Annotated in this window: 16 protein-coding genes; 5 read left to right on the top strand and 11 right to left on the bottom strand. The window is 35.2% G+C overall.

The window, feature by feature from the left end:
• Positions 1-1,164, top strand: a complete 1,164-nt coding sequence (porV, locus tag AC0NBN_RS08290; RefSeq protein WP_143885345.1) for a type IX secretion system outer membrane channel protein PorV — start codon at positions 1-3, stop codon at positions 1,162-1,164.
• A 172-nt stretch (positions 1,165-1,336) separates the two neighbouring features.
• Positions 1,337-3,598, top strand: a complete 2,262-nt coding sequence (locus AC0NBN_RS08295) for an FUSC family membrane protein (protein ID WP_160812214.1) — start codon at positions 1,337-1,339, stop codon at positions 3,596-3,598.
• On the opposite strand, the gene AC0NBN_RS08300 is transcribed toward AC0NBN_RS08295, so the two are convergent.
• On the bottom strand, positions 3,579-4,193 hold the full coding sequence (locus AC0NBN_RS08300) for a 4'-phosphopantetheinyl transferase superfamily protein (RefSeq protein WP_160812213.1): 615 nt from the start codon (positions 4,191-4,193) through the stop codon (positions 3,579-3,581). The two genes, AC0NBN_RS08295 and AC0NBN_RS08300, sit on opposite strands and share 20 nt — an antisense overlap.
• A gap of 158 nt (positions 4,194-4,351) precedes the next feature.
• Between AC0NBN_RS08300 and ahcY the strand changes: the two genes are divergently transcribed.
• Positions 4,352-5,665, top strand: coding sequence for an adenosylhomocysteinase (gene ahcY, locus AC0NBN_RS08305; protein ID WP_143885348.1), 1,314 nt, complete (start codon positions 4,352-4,354; stop codon positions 5,663-5,665).
• 91 nt (positions 5,666-5,756) lie between these two features.
• Here ahcY and AC0NBN_RS08310 read toward each other — a convergent pair whose 3' ends face one another.
• Positions 5,757-5,891, bottom strand: a complete 135-nt coding sequence (locus AC0NBN_RS08310) for a hypothetical protein (RefSeq protein ID WP_474468051.1) — start codon at positions 5,889-5,891, stop codon at positions 5,757-5,759.
• Positions 5,892-5,964: 73 nt separating this feature from the next.
• On the opposite strand from AC0NBN_RS08310, the gene yiaA reads away from it, so the two are divergent.
• Both yiaA and AC0NBN_RS08320 read left to right on the top strand, forming a co-directional pair.
• A complete protein-coding gene (yiaA, locus tag AC0NBN_RS08315; protein ID WP_143885349.1) occupies positions 5,965-6,357 on the top strand; it encodes an inner membrane protein YiaA in 393 nt (130 codons plus the stop codon).
• Between the two features lie 454 nt (positions 6,358-6,811).
• The gene (locus AC0NBN_RS08320; RefSeq protein ID WP_160812212.1) at positions 6,812-8,164 is read left to right on the top strand and encodes an amidohydrolase family protein; all 1,353 of its coding nucleotides are present in this window, start codon (positions 6,812-6,814) and stop codon (positions 8,162-8,164) included.
• A gap of 83 nt (positions 8,165-8,247) precedes the next feature.
• On the opposite strand, the gene AC0NBN_RS08325 is transcribed toward AC0NBN_RS08320, so the two are convergent.
• From AC0NBN_RS08325 to AC0NBN_RS08365, 9 genes are all read right to left on the bottom strand, one after another.
• Positions 8,248-8,604 carry a helix-turn-helix domain-containing protein gene (locus tag AC0NBN_RS08325; RefSeq protein ID WP_160812211.1) on the bottom strand — a complete coding sequence of 119 codons (357 nt, stop codon included), beginning with the start codon at positions 8,602-8,604 and terminating at the stop codon, positions 8,248-8,250.
• Entirely contained in the window at positions 8,577-8,996 is a 420-nt protein-coding gene (locus tag AC0NBN_RS08330; RefSeq protein WP_160812210.1) for a transposase, read from the bottom strand. Before AC0NBN_RS08330 ends, AC0NBN_RS08325 begins: the two co-directional genes overlap by 28 nt.
• Positions 8,997-9,061: 65 nt before the next feature.
• Positions 9,062-10,801 (bottom strand): DUF6029 family protein, encoded by a 1,740-nt coding sequence (locus AC0NBN_RS08335; protein WP_160812209.1) that lies wholly within the window; start codon positions 10,799-10,801, stop codon positions 9,062-9,064.
• Between the two features lies 1 nt (position 10,802).
• On the bottom strand, positions 10,803-11,219 hold the full coding sequence (locus AC0NBN_RS08340) for a TlpA disulfide reductase family protein (protein ID WP_160812208.1): 417 nt from the start codon (positions 11,217-11,219) through the stop codon (positions 10,803-10,805).
• 188 nt (positions 11,220-11,407) lie between these two features.
• A complete protein-coding gene (locus AC0NBN_RS08345; RefSeq protein ID WP_160812207.1) occupies positions 11,408-12,262 on the bottom strand; it encodes an Omp28-related outer membrane protein in 855 nt (284 codons plus the stop codon).
• A gap of 206 nt (positions 12,263-12,468) precedes the next feature.
• Complete coding sequence (locus tag AC0NBN_RS08350; RefSeq protein ID WP_160812206.1) at positions 12,469-12,822, bottom strand: hypothetical protein; 354 nt, start codon at positions 12,820-12,822, stop codon at positions 12,469-12,471.
• A gap of 17 nt (positions 12,823-12,839) precedes the next feature.
• Positions 12,840-14,540 (bottom strand): cytochrome-c peroxidase, encoded by a 1,701-nt coding sequence (locus AC0NBN_RS08355; RefSeq protein WP_474468075.1) that lies wholly within the window; start codon positions 14,538-14,540, stop codon positions 12,840-12,842.
• 397 nt (positions 14,541-14,937) lie between these two features.
• Positions 14,938-15,576, bottom strand: a complete 639-nt coding sequence (locus tag AC0NBN_RS08360) for a hypothetical protein (protein ID WP_160812204.1) — start codon at positions 15,574-15,576, stop codon at positions 14,938-14,940.
• Positions 15,577-15,657: 81 nt separating this feature from the next.
• Positions 15,658-20,118, bottom strand: a complete 4,461-nt coding sequence (locus tag AC0NBN_RS08365) for a hypothetical protein (RefSeq protein WP_474468080.1) — start codon at positions 20,116-20,118, stop codon at positions 15,658-15,660.
• Positions 20,119-20,125: the final 7 nt, after the last annotated feature.

Raw genomic sequence — 20,125 nt, forward strand, 5'->3', positions numbered from 1 at the left:
ATGAATTTAACTACTAAACTGCTTTTAGGGATTGGTTTGAGTGCTGGGTTTCTAGGCTATGCACAAGATTTGAGTCAGGTAAGACCTGTGTTAACAGGAGCACCTTTCCTAAGAATTGCACCTGATGCAAGATCAGGAGGTATGGGAGATCAGGGGGTTGTAACCTCTCCTGATGCTTTTTCACAATTCTGGAATGCTGCAAAATATCCTTTTAGCAGAACAAGTTCTTCTGTAGGTTTGAACTACACTCCATATATGGGAAAACTTACCAATGATGTGTTTTTATTGTATGGTGCTTTCCACAAATTTTTAGGTCAGGAAGAAAGATCTACAATTTCTGCGAGTATCTATTACTTCAATATGGGTGAGGTAGATCTTACTACTTTGGTGGGTAATGATGTAACTTCATTGGGAACTTCAAAACCAAATGAATTCTCTATTGACGTTGCCTATGGTTTGAAACTATCGGATTCTTACTCAATGGCTGTAACCGGTAGATTCATCCGTTCAGATTTAGCCGGAGGTTTCAACACAGATACTACGCTAAAACCTGCAAACTCATTTGCAGTAGATGTTTCCGGTTACTATACATCTCCTAGATTTTCTAGTCTTGGAGGAATGGACGGAAAAGTGAATGCTGGTTTTTCTATTCAGAACTTAGGTCCTAAATTAGATTATACAGGAGATGAAAACTCAAGATCTTATCTTCCTACCATGGCAAGATTAGGGGTAGGTTATGATATGTATCTTGATGATATGAACAGAGTAGGAATTTCTGTAGAAGGTTCTAAAATCTTGGTTCCCGGATCAGAATTGGTAGGAACAGATCCTAACACGAGACAGCCTATTTATGCTGTACCGAATGTAGGGGTAATGTCCGGAATCGGAAAATCATTCAATAATCCGAATTCTATCATGTACAGTGGTGCAGTGGAATATTCTTATGATAATGCATTTGCACTAAGAGGAGGTTATTTCCACGAAAGTGAGCAGCAGGGAGCAAGACAGTTTGCAACTGCAGGTATTGGTTTGAAATACCGTTCTTTCGGTCTTGATATTTCTTACTTAATCAACATGTCTAAAATCAATACTGCTTTGGATAACACCTTACGTTTTGGCTTGACATGGAATATTGGTGATGAAACATCTAACATAGATAACTAAAAATATTCCACATATTTGTAAAAGCCTCATTTTTCATGAGGCTTTTTTTATGACCAATAAAACAAAATTAATTCAGAGTTAACAATGAATGGTTAGTTTTAATCTATCTATAAATTATCATTTACTTGAAATGTAAAATTGACAATTCACATATTCACCTTATTTTTGCAGTATGAACTATTCTTCGGAGCTAAAAAAAATCGTAACCAGCCAATATGTGTATTCTGCGATCAGAATTACACTGGCAACGGTGCTTCCGTGTCTGGTTCTCTCCTATTTCGGAATTCTTAAAGAATATTTTCTTTTTCCTTTAGGAACAAGTTTCGTCGCGTTGACGGATCAGCCGGGTCCGTTTATAAGACGTAGAAACTCACTTGCTTTTGCTATATTCTGTTTCGTTTTTGTGGCATCAATTGCTAGCCTGGTCAAAGGTATCATTCCGCTTGTATTGGTGGAAATCATAACATTCGGAATGTTTTTTTCGCTGATAGGCGTTTACGGACAGAGATTAGCCGCAGTTGGATCTTTAGCATTAGTCGTTCTGGCAATATTTGTTGACGGACACTTAACAGGAGCCAATATTATCAAAAGTCTGCTGATTTTTGCAGCCGGTTGTATTTGGTTTTTGCTGATATTTCTTGTCGTCACTACAATACAGCCTTATAAACTGGCAAGTCAGATGATTGGCGAAAATTATTTGCAGCTCGCAGAGTTTCTGAAAATTAAAGCTAATTTTTACCAGAAAAATCCGGATTTCGACAAGCTGTACTCTCAGGTTATTACAAAACAGATTGAAATTAAAAACCTTCAGGAAGAGACCCGCGAAACTGTTTTTAAAACAAGAACCATCGTCAACGAGTCTACTACCATAAGCAGACTCCTTATGCTGATGTTTCTGAATTCTATGGATCTTCACGAAAAACTGATGACCTCAGAAAGTGATTATAAAAAACTTCAGGAAAGTTTTGAGGAAACAGGCATTCTGGTAAAAATCCATGACTACCTCAACATTCTCTCGGATGAAATTTCTAATATTGGCATTGCACTTCAAAGCAGTACAAGAGCAAGAGCTATCCACAATATTGACCTTGAATTTCAGGAACTCAACATCCAATATTTTGATCTCAGAAACAGACAGATGACCTCAGAAACTTTGGAAAATTTTATGATCCTTCGTCAGATTATGATGAGAATCCATGAAATTACCAGAGAAATACAGGAAATTTATAAGGTTTTTTCTCAGAATGTAAAACTTGCCAAAAGTCTTTCCACAGGATTAGATTTAAAAAAGTTTCTTCCCAATCAGGAAAAAATTAATTTTAAAGTTCTGAAAAGTAATATTTCGCTCAATTCATCTCATTTTCGTCATGCAGTCCGGGTAACGGTTGCTTTGCTCTTGGGATATTTGTTTTCATTCATGCCATTTTTACAAATTGGTCATACTTACTGGATCCTGATTACGATCATTGCCATCCAGAAACCTGCCTACTCTATTACCAAACAGAGAAACCTCCTAAGATTTTACGGAACGGTTGCAGGAGCGGTCATTGCGTACGGAGTTCTTTATTTCATTGAAATCAATGCTGTACTATTTACCATTCTTCTCGTCAGTATGGTACTCTGTTTTACTTTCCTGAAAGCAAAATATTTCTGGGCTGTACTTTTTATGACGATCTATATTTTTCTAAGCTTTAATTTTCTGAATCCCGGAAACATTAATATCATTTTTAAAGACAGGATTGTTGATACCATTATTGCAGGCATCATTGCTTTTGGTGTTTCTTATACTATTCTTCCTGTGTGGGAACATACTCAGAATTTAGATTTAATGAAAAAATCTGCGCAAGCCAACCTTACGTATTTTCACAGTGTAATGTCTAAATTCCTCAATGATAAATATAGTCTGGAAGAATATAAAGTCCGCAGAAAAAATGCAATCATTTCTTTGGCAAATCTTTCAGATAACTTTCAGAGAATGATTTCAGATCCCAAAAATCAGCAGAAAAAACTGGAAGTTGTGCATCAGTTTGTAACAACTTCACATCTGATTACAGCTTACACGGCCTCACTTTCTCAATATGCAAAAAAAGATCAGGTATACACCGAAATAGATGCTGAAAGCTGGACAAAGAAAATTGAATCTGAAATGAATCAGGTTTCCGTATTGCTCAACGGAGAAAAAATAAGTGAAACGCTCAAAATGGAAAGCCGTATTGAGCCGGAAGATTCTTCACTCGAAGATCTGATCCTGAAAAGAAAAAAAGAAATCATGGAAAATGAATTTTATGACCGTCGTGATCCGGATAAAATTTCCAGATTAACCGAGCTTAAAAACATTCATGACGTGTTGGAACTCATCTATGATGTAGCCAAAGAACAAAGAAAAGTGATTGAGAAATACAGAAATGAAGAAACTACTCTTCCACAATCGTGAAGCAGTAATCATCAAAAAACTCTACTCTCGCCTTCAATTCATCAGAAATTTTATCATCGTGCACTCTGCATTTAATATGATGAAGATGTTTCAGCTCAAAAGGACGTACTTCGTAATGCTTTTTTAAAGACCAGTGTTTAGAATGGTGAATTTTATACATACTTTCCTTTACACTCCAGATAATTGTATAGAAAGTAACTTCATTATCAAACGGAATAAAACCTCTTTCGTTTTCGTAAGTAAATTTATCTATTACCCTTAAAATTTTAGGATTGAATTTTTCAATATCAATTCCAATTTTATTTTTGGAAACGGCTATGGCTGCATAGGGGAAAGAGTGCGTGATTGAAATTTCAGCATCTTTCGGACAGAGAAATGGCTCACGCTCTTTGTACAAGATCTTTGACATTGGCTTAAGACTTTTCAAAAGCTTCCTCACCATTAGTACTTCCAGCAATTTTTTCGGGTGATAATCTTTTACTTTTTCAGCATTTTCAGGCTCAAGAAGTGCGTTGATATCCAAATTATCGTTCTCATCGTATTTCCAGACAAGGATGGAAGCGTTATCATCAGAAAAATCTCTGTATAGAGGCATTCAGTAAATTTGTGATAAAATTAATAAAAAAAATTATTTTCTTTAAAAATAAAATTTCATGTATAATGTCATGTATATGAACTTGATGCAGTGTTTTTTTATCTAAAAGATATGTTGTAATTTTGTTGCTCAATTTATAATTTAATCATCATTAAGATATGAGTACAACAACACAATACATTCCTTACAAAGTGAAGGATATCTCCTTAGCAGAATGGGGAAGAAAAGAAATTACATTAGCAGAAGCTGAAATGCCTGGTTTGATGGCGATCCGTGAAGAGTACGGTCCGTCTCAGCCATTAAAGGGAGCCAGAATTGCCGGGTGTCTTCACATGACGATTCAAACTGCTGTTTTAATTGAAACTTTAGTTGCTTTGGGTGCAGAAGTTACCTGGTCGTCTTGTAACATCTTCTCTACACAGGATCATGCTGCTGCTGCTATTGCTGCTGCCGGAATCCCTGTTTATGCGTGGAAAGGTCTTAATGAAGAAGAATTTGACTGGTGTATTGAGCAGACTATTTTCTTTGGCGAAGACAGAAAACCACTGAACATGATTTTGGATGATGGTGGAGATTTAACCAATATGGTTTTTGATAAATATCCTGAACTGACTGCAGGAATCAAAGGTCTTTCTGAAGAAACAACAACCGGAGTTCACAGATTATACGAAAGAATGAAGAACGGAACTTTGGTAATGCCTGCAATCAATGTAAATGATTCTGTTACAAAATCTAAATTTGATAACAAATACGGATGTAAAGAGTCTGCGGTAGATGCAGTAAGAAGAGCTACAGACGTAATGCTTGCCGGAAAAAGAGTTGTTGTTTGCGGATACGGAGACGTAGGTAAAGGTACTGCTGCATCTTTCAGAGGAGCGGGTTCTATCGTTACGGTTACTGAAATTGATCCTATCTGTGCGCTTCAGGCTGCAATGGACGGCTACGAAGTAAAAAGATTGGATACTGTTGTTGATAACGCAGATATTATCATTACAACAACCGGCAACTTCAATATTGTAAGAGGAGAGCATTTCCTTAAAATGAAAGACAAAGCAATCGTTTGTAACATCGGTCACTTCGATAATGAAATCGACATGGCTTGGTTAAACGAAAACTATGGTCACACAAAATCTGAAGTGAAGCCACAGGTTGACATCTATAACATTGATGGCAAAGAAGTTATCATTCTTGCTGAAGGTAGATTGGTAAACCTTGGATGTGCTACAGGTCACCCGTCTTTTGTAATGTCTAACTCTTTTTCTAACCAGACTTTGGCTCAGATCGAACTTTGGAACAATTCTGAAGCGTACGGAAACGAAGTGTATATGCTGCCAAAACATTTAGATGAAAAAGTAGCGGCTCTTCACCTTAAAAAATTAAGCGTTGAACTTGAAGTTCTTTCACCTGAACAGGCTGATTATATTGGTGTTAAAGTTGAAGGTCCTTTCAAGCCAGAATATTACAGATATTAATAGTTAGCAATTAGCAATTAGCAAAAATAGAACGCTTCGGAATTTTTCGGAGCGTTTTTTTATCATTATATTTTTTAGGAGCTTTATCACGCTATCCGCTATATCTTTTTTGCTGTTCCCTCCGCTCTGCTCCGGGAACAGCAAAAAAGGATGCCGCTTCTATCGTGGCTATGGAAAATACAGCATGATTTATATATTTGTCATATTCTTCAAAGATTAGTGACAAAAACAAGATAAATTACAGACTTTCAATTAAAAATAATATATTTGGGTCAGTATAAACTAAAAAAAAACAGATTATGAAAAAACAAAATGTTTCAGGAGCTTTTGTGGCAGCTTCATGGATTGCTTTGGGAGCAGGAATGGTGGGCTACATTGTAGGTTTGGTAAGAGCAGAAATGGAGCTGAACGAAAAAGGATATTATTTTACTATCCTTCTTTACGGATTGTTTGCCGTAGTTTCTCTACAAAAAGCCGTTCGGGACAGAATGGAAAACATCAAAGTTACCGATATCTATTACGGAATTTGCTGGTTTGCAACAATCTCTTCTATCGTTTTGCTGGCTGTAGGGCTTTGGAATGCAACGATTCTTCCCAGCGAAAAAGGATTTTATGGTTTTGCATATTTACTGGCATTATTCGGAGCAATTGCTGTACAAAAGAATACAAGAGATAATATGATGGAAGATTAAATATATAAACCCATCTGATTGGTGAATACCGTTTATAAAACTGCTTCGTAAATTACGAGGCAGTTTCTGTATAAAAATCAGAATCAAAAATGATGAAATCACTTTTCTAAATAGGATTTTAAAATTTTCAAAATGGCTTGACTGTACTCTTATAAAACGCAAGCTGTCTTTTCTTTTGATATAGAATTGATAATAACAGTTTCTGCTTGTTGCTTTATCTAAAAACTTTCCGTCGAGTATCATTAGATACATTTACCAAACTTGGCGCATTTCTTTCCAGCAAATCTTTAATACTGTATTATAAAGCTACTTCAATAAGATCAATAATACTAATTTTATTGATTGTTAAATTGACATCTATAGTTTTGATATTTAGTATTTTTTAAATTCTATTTATGTGGCATTTTTATTAAATTTTAATTATATTAGTACTAGTAATAAATAATTTACCACAATGGCATTCAAACTATTAATTGTATCATTTTTTATCGCAACAAGTATAACAACTGCTCAAACGAAGCAAATTCTAATCGAGAATGTTAGATTATTGGATCATCAAAACTCTGAATTGACTGCTCCAATGAATGTTCTGATTTATGACGGCCTAATTCAAAAAATAAGCAATCAGAATATCAAGGTAAAAAGTGAAAATTTGACAAAAATTAATGGTAGAGGAAAAACACTGATGCCAGGACTTATAGATGCTCATGTTCATATGGTATTTGGAGCTTTAACTATGGCACAAATGACTTCTTCTGATATATCAGAAGAAACCCTGCTTAACAATGTTGCATTATCTTCTCAAAAAATGCTAATGCGTGGATTTACTAGTGTTAGAGACGCAGGAGGTCCTATCTTTCCGTTAAAAGCATCTATTGATAAAGGTAAAACAGTAGGTCCTCGCATTTGGCCTTCAGGAGCTGTAATCAGCCAGACTGCGGGTCATGGTGATTTCAGAACTTCTAATGAACGATCCCGCCGTTTTTTTGGTAAAGCTTCTCGTGCAGAACTTTTAGGTGCTACTTTTATTGCTGATGGACGCGATGATGTGCTAACTGCTACCCGAGAGAATCTTCGTTTCGGTGCAAGCCAAATTAAATTAATGGCTGGCGGAGGTACTTCTTCAGCCTATGATCCTATTGATGTCACACAATATACTTTGGACGAAATGAAGGCAGCCGTAGAGGCGGCAGAAGACTGGGGAACTTATGTTATGGTACACGCTTACACTCCAAGAGCTGTAAGACGAGCTGTGGAAGCTGGTGTAAAGTGCATTGAGCACGGTCAGATGCTTGATGAAGAAACTTTGAAACTCCTTGCAGAAAAAAAGGTTTGGCTAAGTCTTCAAAATTTAATGGACAATAATGACAATATGGATGAGCAGAGAAAGGAGAAACGCAAACCAGTTTTGGAAGGTCAGGATAGAGTGTGGCCATTGGCAAAAAAACTGGGTGTAAAATTGGCATGGGGTACAGATTTTCTTTTCGAACCAGAACTTAATGCTGATCAAAACAGTTACATATTACGACTTCAGAAATGGTTTTCAAATGCTGAAATTTTAAAGATGGTTACACAAGATAACGCTGAGCTTTTACAACTTTCGGGTTTGCGAAGTCCTTATCCCGGTAAGCTTGGTGTAGTGGAGGAAAAAGCTTTGGCAGATTTGTTACTGGTTGATGGCAATCCTCTAAAAGACCTATCGTTGATTGCTGATCCTGAAAAGAATTTTCTTCTGATCATCAAGGATGGAAAGATTTATAAAAAAAATAGGACACTATCCCACAAAGTGTTTAAGTTAAAAAGTTAGGGCTTGGATTTTACAATCTGAGCCTTTTATGAATAAAAATTGAAACGAGACTACAGATGATGCTGTCCCACAAAATGTTTAAGTTAGTAAACACTATCGTCAAAAAGCTTTTTCCACTTCGTCACAGTATTTCTGCTGAGTTTGAAATGTTTTGCAAGTTGAGAATTGTTAAGTTTGTTTTTCTTTTGATAATTTAAAATTTCTAAAATTGAATTACTATCATAAGATTTAAGCTTTTGATTAAAATCCATCGCAGGGTTGTTTAATGATCCATATAGAATACGGTTAATTTTTACAATATCAAGTGTAGAATAATGATCTTTAACAAAAAGTGATTGGCATAATTCTACTTTCTCCGGATATTTCTTTGAAATCATATCCAGATAAATTTGTTTATAATTAGGAATGTTTCTTACTCTGTTTTGTACTTTTCTATCCATTTGTAAAGCGTTGTCTTGGGGATTCTGTATTTATCTATAACTTCACTTTTTGTTATTTTTCCTTCATCTATTTCTTCCAAAATGAATTCTATAATTTCTTTTGTGTAAATATTCTTTCGAAACACAGGTAGCGAAGATGGTTTTATTGTTTCTGATTTTGCGGATGGAGGCGAATATAAAATAAGGTGATGCGAGTATATTCTGAAAAAGTCGTATTCCAAAAGTTTGCTCCATCTCAACAATAATTCTGTTTCTAAGCTTTGAGACTCATACATTTTTAATACTTCAACTTCGGAGCTTTTGATGAAATTACAGATGCGGGACATTTCTATCCCGCTTTCTTTAACTCTTTGGGATATTAAATTCCCAATGTGAATTTCTTTGAAATTCATTATCGTATATTTTAATTTAAAATGATTTGATTAAATCATATAGCTTTTATAATTCTACATACGTTCTAAAAAGCATAATTTAATTGCATACCTACTCCTGTACTTGGAGGAACAAATCTGCAAATTCCGCCCGCACAAACCAATCCGCCTCTCTGTCTTCCATAATTTAATGAAACTCTAAAATTGTTTTTTCTGTAGGTTGCTCCAAAATTGTAAAAATGAATATCGAATAAATCGGTAGGGTTTATAAGGTGATTGTCTTCCTCGAATCCATAATTATAAATATCCGAGACAAATATTGAAAAGTTTTCGTTATGAACATATTCTAAGCTTCCACCAATCCAGTTTTTTCTGTCTGATTGAGTCCACAAATGTTCGGCGGAGATTTTTAAAGATTTAGAGTTTGGCAGAATCAAAGTACCTTCCGCAAATAAAATAGTAGAATTAATTTTAGATTCCTGAAAAATCCCTCTGATATACTGATCATTATAAAACTGCTTGATAACTGATAAAATACCAGAAAATGAACTGCTTATTTTTTTCGAGATTTCAATACTTTGTTCCGAAAAATACTTTTGGCTGGTTCCAAAAGGGGTTGTAGAATAATCGGGAGCGTAATTTCCATCAGAATCGAAATAACTGTAATCAGCCTTTAAATTGTACCATTCAGACCAATTCACTGTAAGTTTTGTTCCGTATTTTCCACCTAAAAAAGAACCTTTTTTAAACTGGTAAAAAAGATCTACCTGCCCTCCTATTTCGCCGAATTTTTCTATTTTTTCATCGAATTGCATCGACGTAATATTTTGCGACTGATAGACATATATGTTTGCAAGCGCCGAATGATGCTGTTTTGTAAGACTGGGGATATAATTCAGTAATTTGTCATTGTAATTAAGACTATTGCCATTACCATAAATTTCAGGTTTCCTTTCAGAAAGAAACAGCATATTTTCAATTCTTCGTAAACTTGCATCTATTCCGAACCCTTTTTCTGCATAGCCTAAATTTATCAATGCAGCATTTCCTGGTTTGACAAAATTATAATCAAGGTTTGAATTATTTAATACTGCATCTTCCGATTTATAATCATATTCCAGATTAACATAAAACCTATCTTTATTAAAAGACATTCTATTTGATACAATAAATGTATTCTGATTAATTCCCTTTATATTTTCGGGAAGTTCTTCATTTCTATTTACAAAACTTCCTGCATAAGATAAGCTGTATTTAGCATTTGGAAATAAAAGCTTAATAAAATCAACTTCCGTATTAAAACCAAATATTTTCCCTTTTGAGACATCAAATCCTGTTCTTTGGTTTCCGTACAAAACCGTTAAAGAAATCTCATCCAATGGTTTGTAAATAATTCTTCCGCCTCTTATTGAGTTATTAATTCCTATTGACCGATCTTCCCAGCTTCTTAATGCTAATCCACTTCCAAATTGCTCGTAAAAATAGCCTGCAGTAACATCCAGCTTATCATTTTTATAATTTAGAAAATAAGTTCCAATATTAGTTTTCGAATATTTAGGATTGAAATTAAGTAAAGCCTCATTTTCATAAGATTCTATCTGAATACCTCCAGAAAATTTATTTACAGAAGCATTCAGAGCAAGATAATTATTCGATCTTAAGGGTATAGAATCATGACTTATGCCCCTTCTCACATCATTGGTATACCACTGCCCATTGCTTTCAAAATTTCCGGATAAGATTATTCTGTTTTTCAGAGAGTCTTTTTCTTGAGAAAAGGTAGTATTGGAAAAAATAATTAATGCAATTAGTGTTATTTTTCTCATGCTACAGTTTTTTCATTTTTTCCAGCAGCAATGTTTCACTGTTTGGTACATAACCGTTTTGAGTATAAATGATTTCTCCGTTTTTCACAATAATTAAATAAGGAACAGACTGAAAACCCAACTTTCTTTTTAAATCATTATTGGTATCAAGAAAAACGGTGAAATCCCAATCTTTCCCATTAATCAAAGGTTTCACTCTTGAAATAGTTCTGGAATCATCGGTAGATATAGCAACAACTTCTACATTCAGTTCTTTTTTCCAGTCCTGATAAACATCATTTATAGATTCTAATTCACTTAAACAAGGAGCACACCATGTCGCCCAAAATGATAATACGTACAATTTATCCTTTTCCTGTATTTCTTTTTTTAAAGAGACTGAGTTTCCTTGTATATCTTTTAAATCTGCATCAAACATTACTTTGTTCTGAGCACAGATAATACAAGTGGGTATTAAAAAAAAGAGGCACAAAGTTAATTGCTTAATTATTTTGTTAACTTTCATCTTTTTGTAATTTTTTATTAAGAGTCTAACAAGAAATTAATTGGATAATAAAAATGGCCGTTTCAAATATTTTGAAACAGCCTTTTATTATTTTAAACAAATTATTGCTCCTGAAAAGTTTGTGAAACATTTGGCCCAGCTGATCTTACATTGATTACTTTTCCTGCAGAATCCAGAATAAAAGCAACAAAAGTAATTTTAGATACATTACTGATATTTGATGGTACAGGAAGAGAAAAGTTTTTTATAAAAACATTTCCTGCATTTGTATTTCCTGCAATATCATCTCCCAAAACATTTGTAAGAGATGCTCTAAGAACATAATCATTATCAAAGTTCTGAATTACGGATGCACCGCCGTAATATGAAGTATAATTTACCTGACTGTATAATAAATCATTCTCTAGAACATAGACAACCAATTTAAGATTGCTCATATTAGCACCAAATTTCGTATTCACACTCATGTTAATTGTGTTGTTCTGAATTGACGAAGTTATCGCAATCCCTAATTGAGCGTTTACCCCGGTTAAATTTTTCACCTGAATAGTATTAGTAACTTCGTTTGTCCATTTCTCTTTTCTATCAAGCATTGCTGTAGGATAAGCAGTGATACTCATTTGACTTAACAAAGGATTTGCAGGCTGAAAATGGAAAGGATCTGTAACGGTACCACTAGATCTGTGAACCGTCACCGGAATGGCAGTAATGTTTTGATTCAGGACACTTTGGATAGCGTAAGAAACTCTTGGACAATAGCCACACCATGTACCTGTAAAATCTTCAATAAGAACGTTTTTAACAAATCTTCCGCTTGTAGAACCAGGTGTAGAAGGTGCAGGTGTAGAAGGCGCCGTAGGTACTGGTGTGCTGTTGCTTGTTTCTTCTTCCACGCCGCTGCTGCAAGAAGTAAAAAACAATGCAGAAATTGCAATGATTGAAAAGGCTTTTTTCATAATGTCTGTTTTAAGTTAGTATTATTTTTATAATTCTTATGATTATTAAGAACATACCATATTAATTCTATAAGTTGGGTTATTTTTATGGTATCTTCAAAAGTCAGGTTATTGATATTCGCTAAATGCCTGATGTCTCTATTTTTGTTATTTCATCATATGGTAAAATTATCTTTTATGAATAGTAATCATATATCTCTTAAAAACTACTTATTGTTTTCCAAGAAATAAAAAATTTTGAACAACTTATCTTCTGATAAATTTTCTGCACTTAAATTTTTAGAATGCTGCTTGTTTATAGTTCGTATGGTGTATGTTTCTAATTGCTGACTTGTGAAGTGAGGAAGAGATTTTTTTACAGTATGACAACTTGCACAATTTAAATTATATGCAATTTTCCCCTCATTATAACGTGCTATAAATACTTCTCTTTCCTCAACAGAAATTTCACCATTTTTTACAGAATCATCTAATTTCAGTATAAAATCGGATATTTTATTTGCGCTGCAATCAATAAGAAATAAGATTAAGAGTATATAGATTAAGTTTAGTTTTTTCATAATTCAAAAGATTTATATTAATAACTACCACCTACTTTTCGGGCATTAAATTCTTTTCTTTTGGATTTTGGTAAACTTTTGGGTGGTTTGTCAAAGATTACCTCTTCGGTAAGAGATTTTAAAAAACTGATAAGTTGATTGGTTTCTTTTTTTGATAACTTTAATGAATCTGAAGATAAAGTCTGGTTGGGTATATTCAGTTTTTTACCAACTCCTCCTCCTGCATTATAAAAATCAATGACTTCTTCTAATGTATCAAAAGCTCCGTTATGCATATAAGGTTTTGTTTTTTCTACGTTTCTCAGTGTCGTCGTTCTAAAGGCATGTAATGTTTCTTTTGCTGGGTGTGCATAATATCGTCCTTTATCATTACTTAGAGATCGGTAATTTTTATCAGCGGGAACTCCAATCACCTCAAATTCATTCCCAATGTATGGCGGTTTTATTCCGCTAAAAGTAGGAGCAAAATGACAGGTTGCGCATTGTGCCTTTCCCATATATAAATTGTAACCGCTTATTTCATCTTCTGATAGTATTTCATTCTTTTTCATTGCCCTATCAAACTTAGAATAATATTGGCTGTATTTCCCAAAATATGTGGTTAAAGCAGAAATAATATGGTCGAATTTTACTTCTTTTGGATGATCCGGCAGTTTCTTTAAAATATTTTTAAAATTTTTCTTGTAATCTGGACAGCTTAATACTTTTTCCAAAACTTCTTTCTTTGTGCTTCCCATTTCTATAGGATTGGTAATTACAGCTTCACCTTGTTGCTTTAAATCTAAAAATTTTCCGTCGAGCATCATTAGATGATTATAAGGCGCATTTACCAGACTTGGTGCGTTTCTTTCCAGCAAATTTTTCCCATTGTACTGCAAAGCTGTTGTAACAGAATTATCAGTAAAAAAATTTTCTGATTTGTGACAAGAAACACAACTTCGTTCATTATTTCCGGATAGTATAGGATCATAAAATAATAGCTTTCCTAAACTATCAATTTGTCTCAAAGTACCTGAATCTTTTACAAAAGAAAATTCTCCTTTTATATTTTGGGCAAAAAATAAATTTTTGTCGAAGATAGATTTTACGTCATTGCTTAATGTAAAATCCAAATTATTTTTAGAATAGAAACCGTACTGAACAATCTGCTGTTGGTTAAGCGCAAACAAAGGATTAATATAATCTCTAACAAAAACGAAATGATTAAACTTTGTATAATCTTTATGTTGATTTTCTACAAATTTTATTGTCTTTTTGTACAACTCCAGGTATGATTCAGAAATTGATGTTTTGGGAAAACTTTCATTGTATGCTTCATAAATAGTTTTTACTTGAGACAGCATATCATGCATTTCTGTAATAACATTCTCGGTTTCAGGACATTCAAATCCTGTAGTATAAATGGTCGCAAGATTCAACAGAAACAAACGATTGCAAAAATAAAATGTTTCAGGATTTTTTAAATTATCCTTAATTTCAGCAAATTGATACATTTTTGTTGCTGTTAAAGATTTTTGAATAAGTAACTCCAAAGAATCTTTATTGATGTTTTCTTCTTCCAAATACAATTGAGCTAAAGTAAAACCTGCTCCATCTCTTCTGTAGGGCTTTTCAAATTTTTCAAAAACTTCCGTTTCCCATTCTACAGGTAAAGGACCATTGATCATTTTATAATTAACAGGATCGAAATAACGAATCCAAAAATCCACAGTTTTCATTCTTTTTCGGCATTGTTTTATTTCGTCATTAATATCTTCCGAGGAGAATGAATCGATTGAATTTTTTGATTTGATTAGCTGAACTAATTTCTCTTGCTCTTCTACAAGATGACTGATATTTGTGTTATAAAGAATTTCATAAGAAGTTTCAGCTTTTTTCCTAAATGAAAATAGTCCAATTAAAGAAATTAACAGAAAAAGTAGTACGATTTTTTTGATCATTCTTGTTTTACAATTTTTATGAATCAATTCACGGAATAGAATTATTTACTGTTTAAAAAAAATAATTCCTTTTTCATACATCTAATTTTATAATAATTTTCCTATTAATTTCTTTTAATTCTCTGTTACAATATATTTAAACATCTAATATCTGCACATCTATAATAGAGAAATCTTATGGTTTCCAAAAGCTCCACACGGTACCATTATAAACAGCAAGCTGTTTTTTTGTCGTGTCATACGCCATCATTCCCGGAGCCGGGTTTTTTATGTTCAGATGAGGACTTGCCACTTTAGGAAGCACCATTGCCTTATCAGTATCCGTTAATACTAAAATCCCTGCTGTCGTGTCACTTGCAGCATTGACTCCAATAGCAGCTTTCGCATTGTCTCCTTCTTTTCTATTGTTCTGTAAAGAACTGTCGATAGCATTGAAAGTGGTATATGTTGTTGAGCCTGCAACAAGAGGTAGATCTCCTGTTAGATTTGACCATGCTCCGTTTCTTCTGTATTTTATTTTTCTATCAGAAAGATCCAAGATAAGCGTACCGTCTGCTATTGTTCCCTGCATTCCTCTATAACCGGCACCTGTAGTTGCATTATAAGCTACGGGCTGATTATTAACGGTTGATGTCCAGGGTAAAACCATTCCTTTTGTATTATCAGCATTATCATAAAATTCTAGTGATATGCTTGGGTTGGCTAGTGTATTGGCTGGTTGTATTTTGCTTACTTCGCTTTTACCAATAGCAATTTGTGCCATTGCCGTTGCAGAACTAAAAATTGTTATTGCTAGAAAAACTGTTTTTTTCATTTGGTTGTTTTTTAATAAGTTAATTTTAATAATGAGACGGAATTTCTCAAAAGGCTTCCGTCTCATATTTATTCCGAATTATTAATCCGGACAAGCAGGTGTTGTAAAGCAATGCCATGCCATTGCAGAATCTCCTTGCTTCAGGGTATAGATTTTCAGGCAGTCTGCTTCTTCATCATACACCATCATTCCTTCTACAGGGTTGGTAATATTTGCCAATCCCGCTGTAGTTGACACCCTATTAACAACAAATCCTTTTTCTTTGGATTCTAAAACCGTCCATGCACTTTGTCTTTCCATTGGCCAGTTACCATTGTCAGCTCCTGCTCTTCCTAAAGCTGTAATACCGTGTTTGGTAGGATAGGTATTTCCTGCATCTGCAATTCCCGGTTTATAGCAGAAACAAGCGTTTACAGTTGCATCTGCTGAACTTCCCACTCCTTGTCCCTCATCTGAGCCAATATCTGCAGCTCCTCCAGAGTTTACGATGGTAGGAACACCGTTTGTATTTACTGTATTTCCCAGATTTTGATTGCTTGCTGTAGAACCAGTACCAACCGTCACTGTTCCGCTGGCAGTTACCAATTGTGCTGTAGTAACATTCTCATCACCTTCTATTGCATCAAGACAACCGTCATTATCGCTGTCCAAATCCAAGGAGTCAGTAATTCCATCACCATCGGTATCACAAGCATATTCAGATCTTTGTAAAATAGATGCACCTCTTTCAGGAGTAGCTACTGTTACACTTCCTGTAATTCCAAAAACAAAAGTACCGGTTGTATAAGAAGAAAATTTCAAATAAACTTTTGCAGCTTCACTACCTGTAGCAGCATTGCCCGAAGCGGTACCAAGCGAAACATTCTTATCTCTGTAATAGCTGTAGGCAGATGCAGGAGAAGGTCCTCCACCGGATAAGAATCCTAAATTTTCAAGAGAAGATCCTACTACAAGTGATGGATTAATAGCTGTTTTGTAACCGATAACTTCAGAAAGTGTTGCTGTACTGCTCCCATCAATATCTGCAAGTTCTATTGTGACTAATGGAATGGTGGCTGGTGTATAGACTGTTGATGTGGTAGAAACAGTGCCTGTTGGCACAAATTCAATACTGAACTCACCGTAAGGATTTGTACTTGGATTTGAATTTAAAATTGCCAAAGTTGATCCCGAAGTTGAAAGTGCAAACTCACCAGTTCCTGTGTTTTTTGATATAACTTTTACAATCGCATCATATTGATTACCCAAATAATTAAGAGCATTAGTCTTAATTAACATAGTTCCAGGAACAAAGGCAGTACTTGTACCAGGTGAGCCAGGCAAAAGATTTAGATCATTTAAACTCAAAGATGGAGAATTACATTCAGAAGTATCTAAAATTCCATCATTATCATCATCCAAATCCTGCCAATCCGGGATATTATCTGAATCATTATCAATACAATCATTTTTATAACTATCTATTGAGTTACCAACAGTCTGTCCTGTTGTATTACTATAACCTGTAGGAAGTATTGTAAACTGAGGTAATCCAGATGCATTTACACACGTTGTAAGTGCGCAAAGGTTTTGATCAACATTCGTGCTTCCTCCATTTACTGTACCAGCGGCTGTAACCAACTGTGATGGTGTAATTGCAGCTCCTCCTTCTATCGCATCAGAACAACCGTCTGCATCGGAATCTAAATCCAAATAATCTGGAATACCATCGCCATCTGTGTCTCCATAAAAACATAGTCCTTTAATGTAAATATCTGGAGTTTGTGCAGTACTATTATAAGCAGTTCCATCTGCTCTTGTAGCATTAAAGGTAACTTCCACTTTCTTTACTTTAAAAGCGGTTGTTACTTCAACATATTGCTGAGCTGCATTACTTCCGCCACCAGCATTGTTTGTGGGATCTATAAGCAACCCAAAGTTTGCATCTGAAGATATGTTTTTTGTTGTTCCTACATCATTAGAAATATAACTTACAAGATTGCTGATTCTGTTATTATTCTCATCATAATAATTAATTTTTAGATATTCTCTATTATCCAAATCTGCATACCACATTTTTAAATTGTTAACAGGATTAGAGAAATCATAGGTGATTGTAGCACCTTGTGAAGGATTCAGACCTGCAAATCCAACACTTGGATCTGTTATTGTATTCACTGTTCCAGTCTCTGTATACTGTATCGTTACTCCAGAAGCAGTGGTATTTGCTGTCGGATTGGGATTAGTTGTAGTAGCAACATTGGTAGAACAATTTGCATTTTCATTCGTATCTAAAATACCATCATTGTCATCGTCAATATCAACATCATCGCCTATCCCGTCCCCGTCAGAGTCTATTACATTACAAACCAAATACTGATTGGTATTTGTTATAGTAGTCGTTCCTGTAGAGCCTCCGCTTACAGTAGCAGAATTAGTACTTTGCTTATTTGTAGGACAGTTAGATATTTTTACATCATAACAGATCTGCGGTTTAGATCCGTCATTGGTAATATAATTAGTATACAGTTCTGCGTTACTCGCTGAGGTCGTATTCACTCCATTCAAATCAAGTTCTATATCTAATGTAGGATATAGCGCATAATCTACAGTCGCCGGAATGGTTACGGTAGTAGCCGAATTCGCAGTTGTAGTTGCTGGTACAGGTGCAGTTGCGATAAGTGTTCCTGCTGATGAATAGAAATTAAGAACAGATCCGCTTTGTATTGGTAATCTTCTAAGATCTACTGTTGTCCATTGTGTTACATTAGTTTGCGGATTACAGAAATTGGCTGAAGGATCGGTGATCTTAAATCTCTGTGTAGGAGTGTAATTTAAGATACATCCGCCTGAGGTAAACTGCCCTCCTGTAGCAGTTTTGTCTATCGAAAACAAATTCCAGACAGCATTATGCCCGTAGGTTACCAGACACATATTCCCCTGCTCTACAAAGGCTTTACTTCCATAGGCCGTATTTGCATTAAAGGCTGTTGCATTTGCGCATGGCGCATTGGTACTCCAGTCAAAACAATAAGAAGTATCTGGCCAGCTCCAGGTATATGTTAATAAATATGGTTTTCCTAAGCCTACCACATCATAAGAAGATGAATTTCCCGGGAAAACCAACGAAGTGGCAGCCAGTTTACCTGGTATGATGTTACCATTGGTATCATAACATTGCCTGTTACCAAACTCTAAACATACTCCGTTTACAGTACCTGTAGCATCCAGACTTGGCAAAATCCCCATACCCTGACCTGTATAATTACCCGGTACATTGGTAGTAGCATTGGTTCCGTTGGTGTTCTTGGCCACATTTACCGAACCAGTATGTGTTATGGGATTACCATTACAATCTGTTGTAGCTGCATTGCCGGGATTACTCTTTAAACAAATAAAAGCATTTTCAGTAATGTTGATTCCCGGTGCTGTGGCTAACCTGTAATTCTGTCTGAAAGAAACTGCCCAGTTATCTCCCGGTAATTGCTCTACCACATTATTATGACTCTCACCGGCACCAAAAGAACTATTATTAACACTTATCCCTACTGTACTATTGGCAAGTAATGCAGAAGCAGGAGAAACCACGAAGGTTTCATCACTCACAATATCCATCGTTAAGGGATCTACACAACCAATGCGAAGTTCATTTCGTCTGGCTGAAGCATTGGTATTATTGGCATTAGCCCACACTGTACATACTTTCCCTGCTTTGCTTACCACCCCTACAAACTGAGTATAATCTGCACCACCTGCAGCAGTTGCCTGAAAAAAAGCAGCGTCCTTTAGAACCCTTGGAGATGTACCTGTATAACATTTTTCTAATTTGTTATTAGAAAAATCTAAACAGCCAATACCCGGAGTGTTAAAAGTAGCATCAGAAGTAGCTGTTGCAGGATAAAATATACGGTTACCCGATACTGCCCATCTCCATGAAAATCCTGTAGCTCTTCCCCCTATATTCAAAGAGCCTACAGCAGCATCATTCAGATAATTTCCCAGACAGTTACTTCCTCCGGTTGCGAACTCAGCACATAATATATTTGCACCTCCAACATGGTGATTGATTGTAGCAACGGCTAGATTACCATTGGGAAATCTGAAAGTAACAGGATCAAAACCATCACCAGATCCTGAAACATTAATTGTTGAATTTGCACTTACAGGAACCTGACCTCCAAATGTATTGGCTCCATATAAAGGAGCCATATTGGCCCCATAAGAACCCGGCAATGTAGACGGGTTCCAAGTTGCCATTAGTTTGTTTGATAGCTGTCCCGCACTCGGATTAGCTGACGTCCAGCCATTAGGAACTTTTACAGACCCAGTGATATAACTCTGAAATGGATCTGCTGTATCTCTTAAATTGACGGTAGAAGCCGGGCTGGCTGCGGCTGTATTGGTTACTTCGACAACATACTTGATGTTGTCTCCCTGCTGTACTGTGGTAATAGGATTTCCCGATGCATCCACAGCATTTTTCTTGAGGGTAGATTGCGCGAAGCTTATAAAACACACCAATAGTGTGCATAAGCTACTGAGATTTAGAATAAATTTTTTCATTGCATTT

The organism is Chryseobacterium sp. L12, assembly GCF_056133985.1.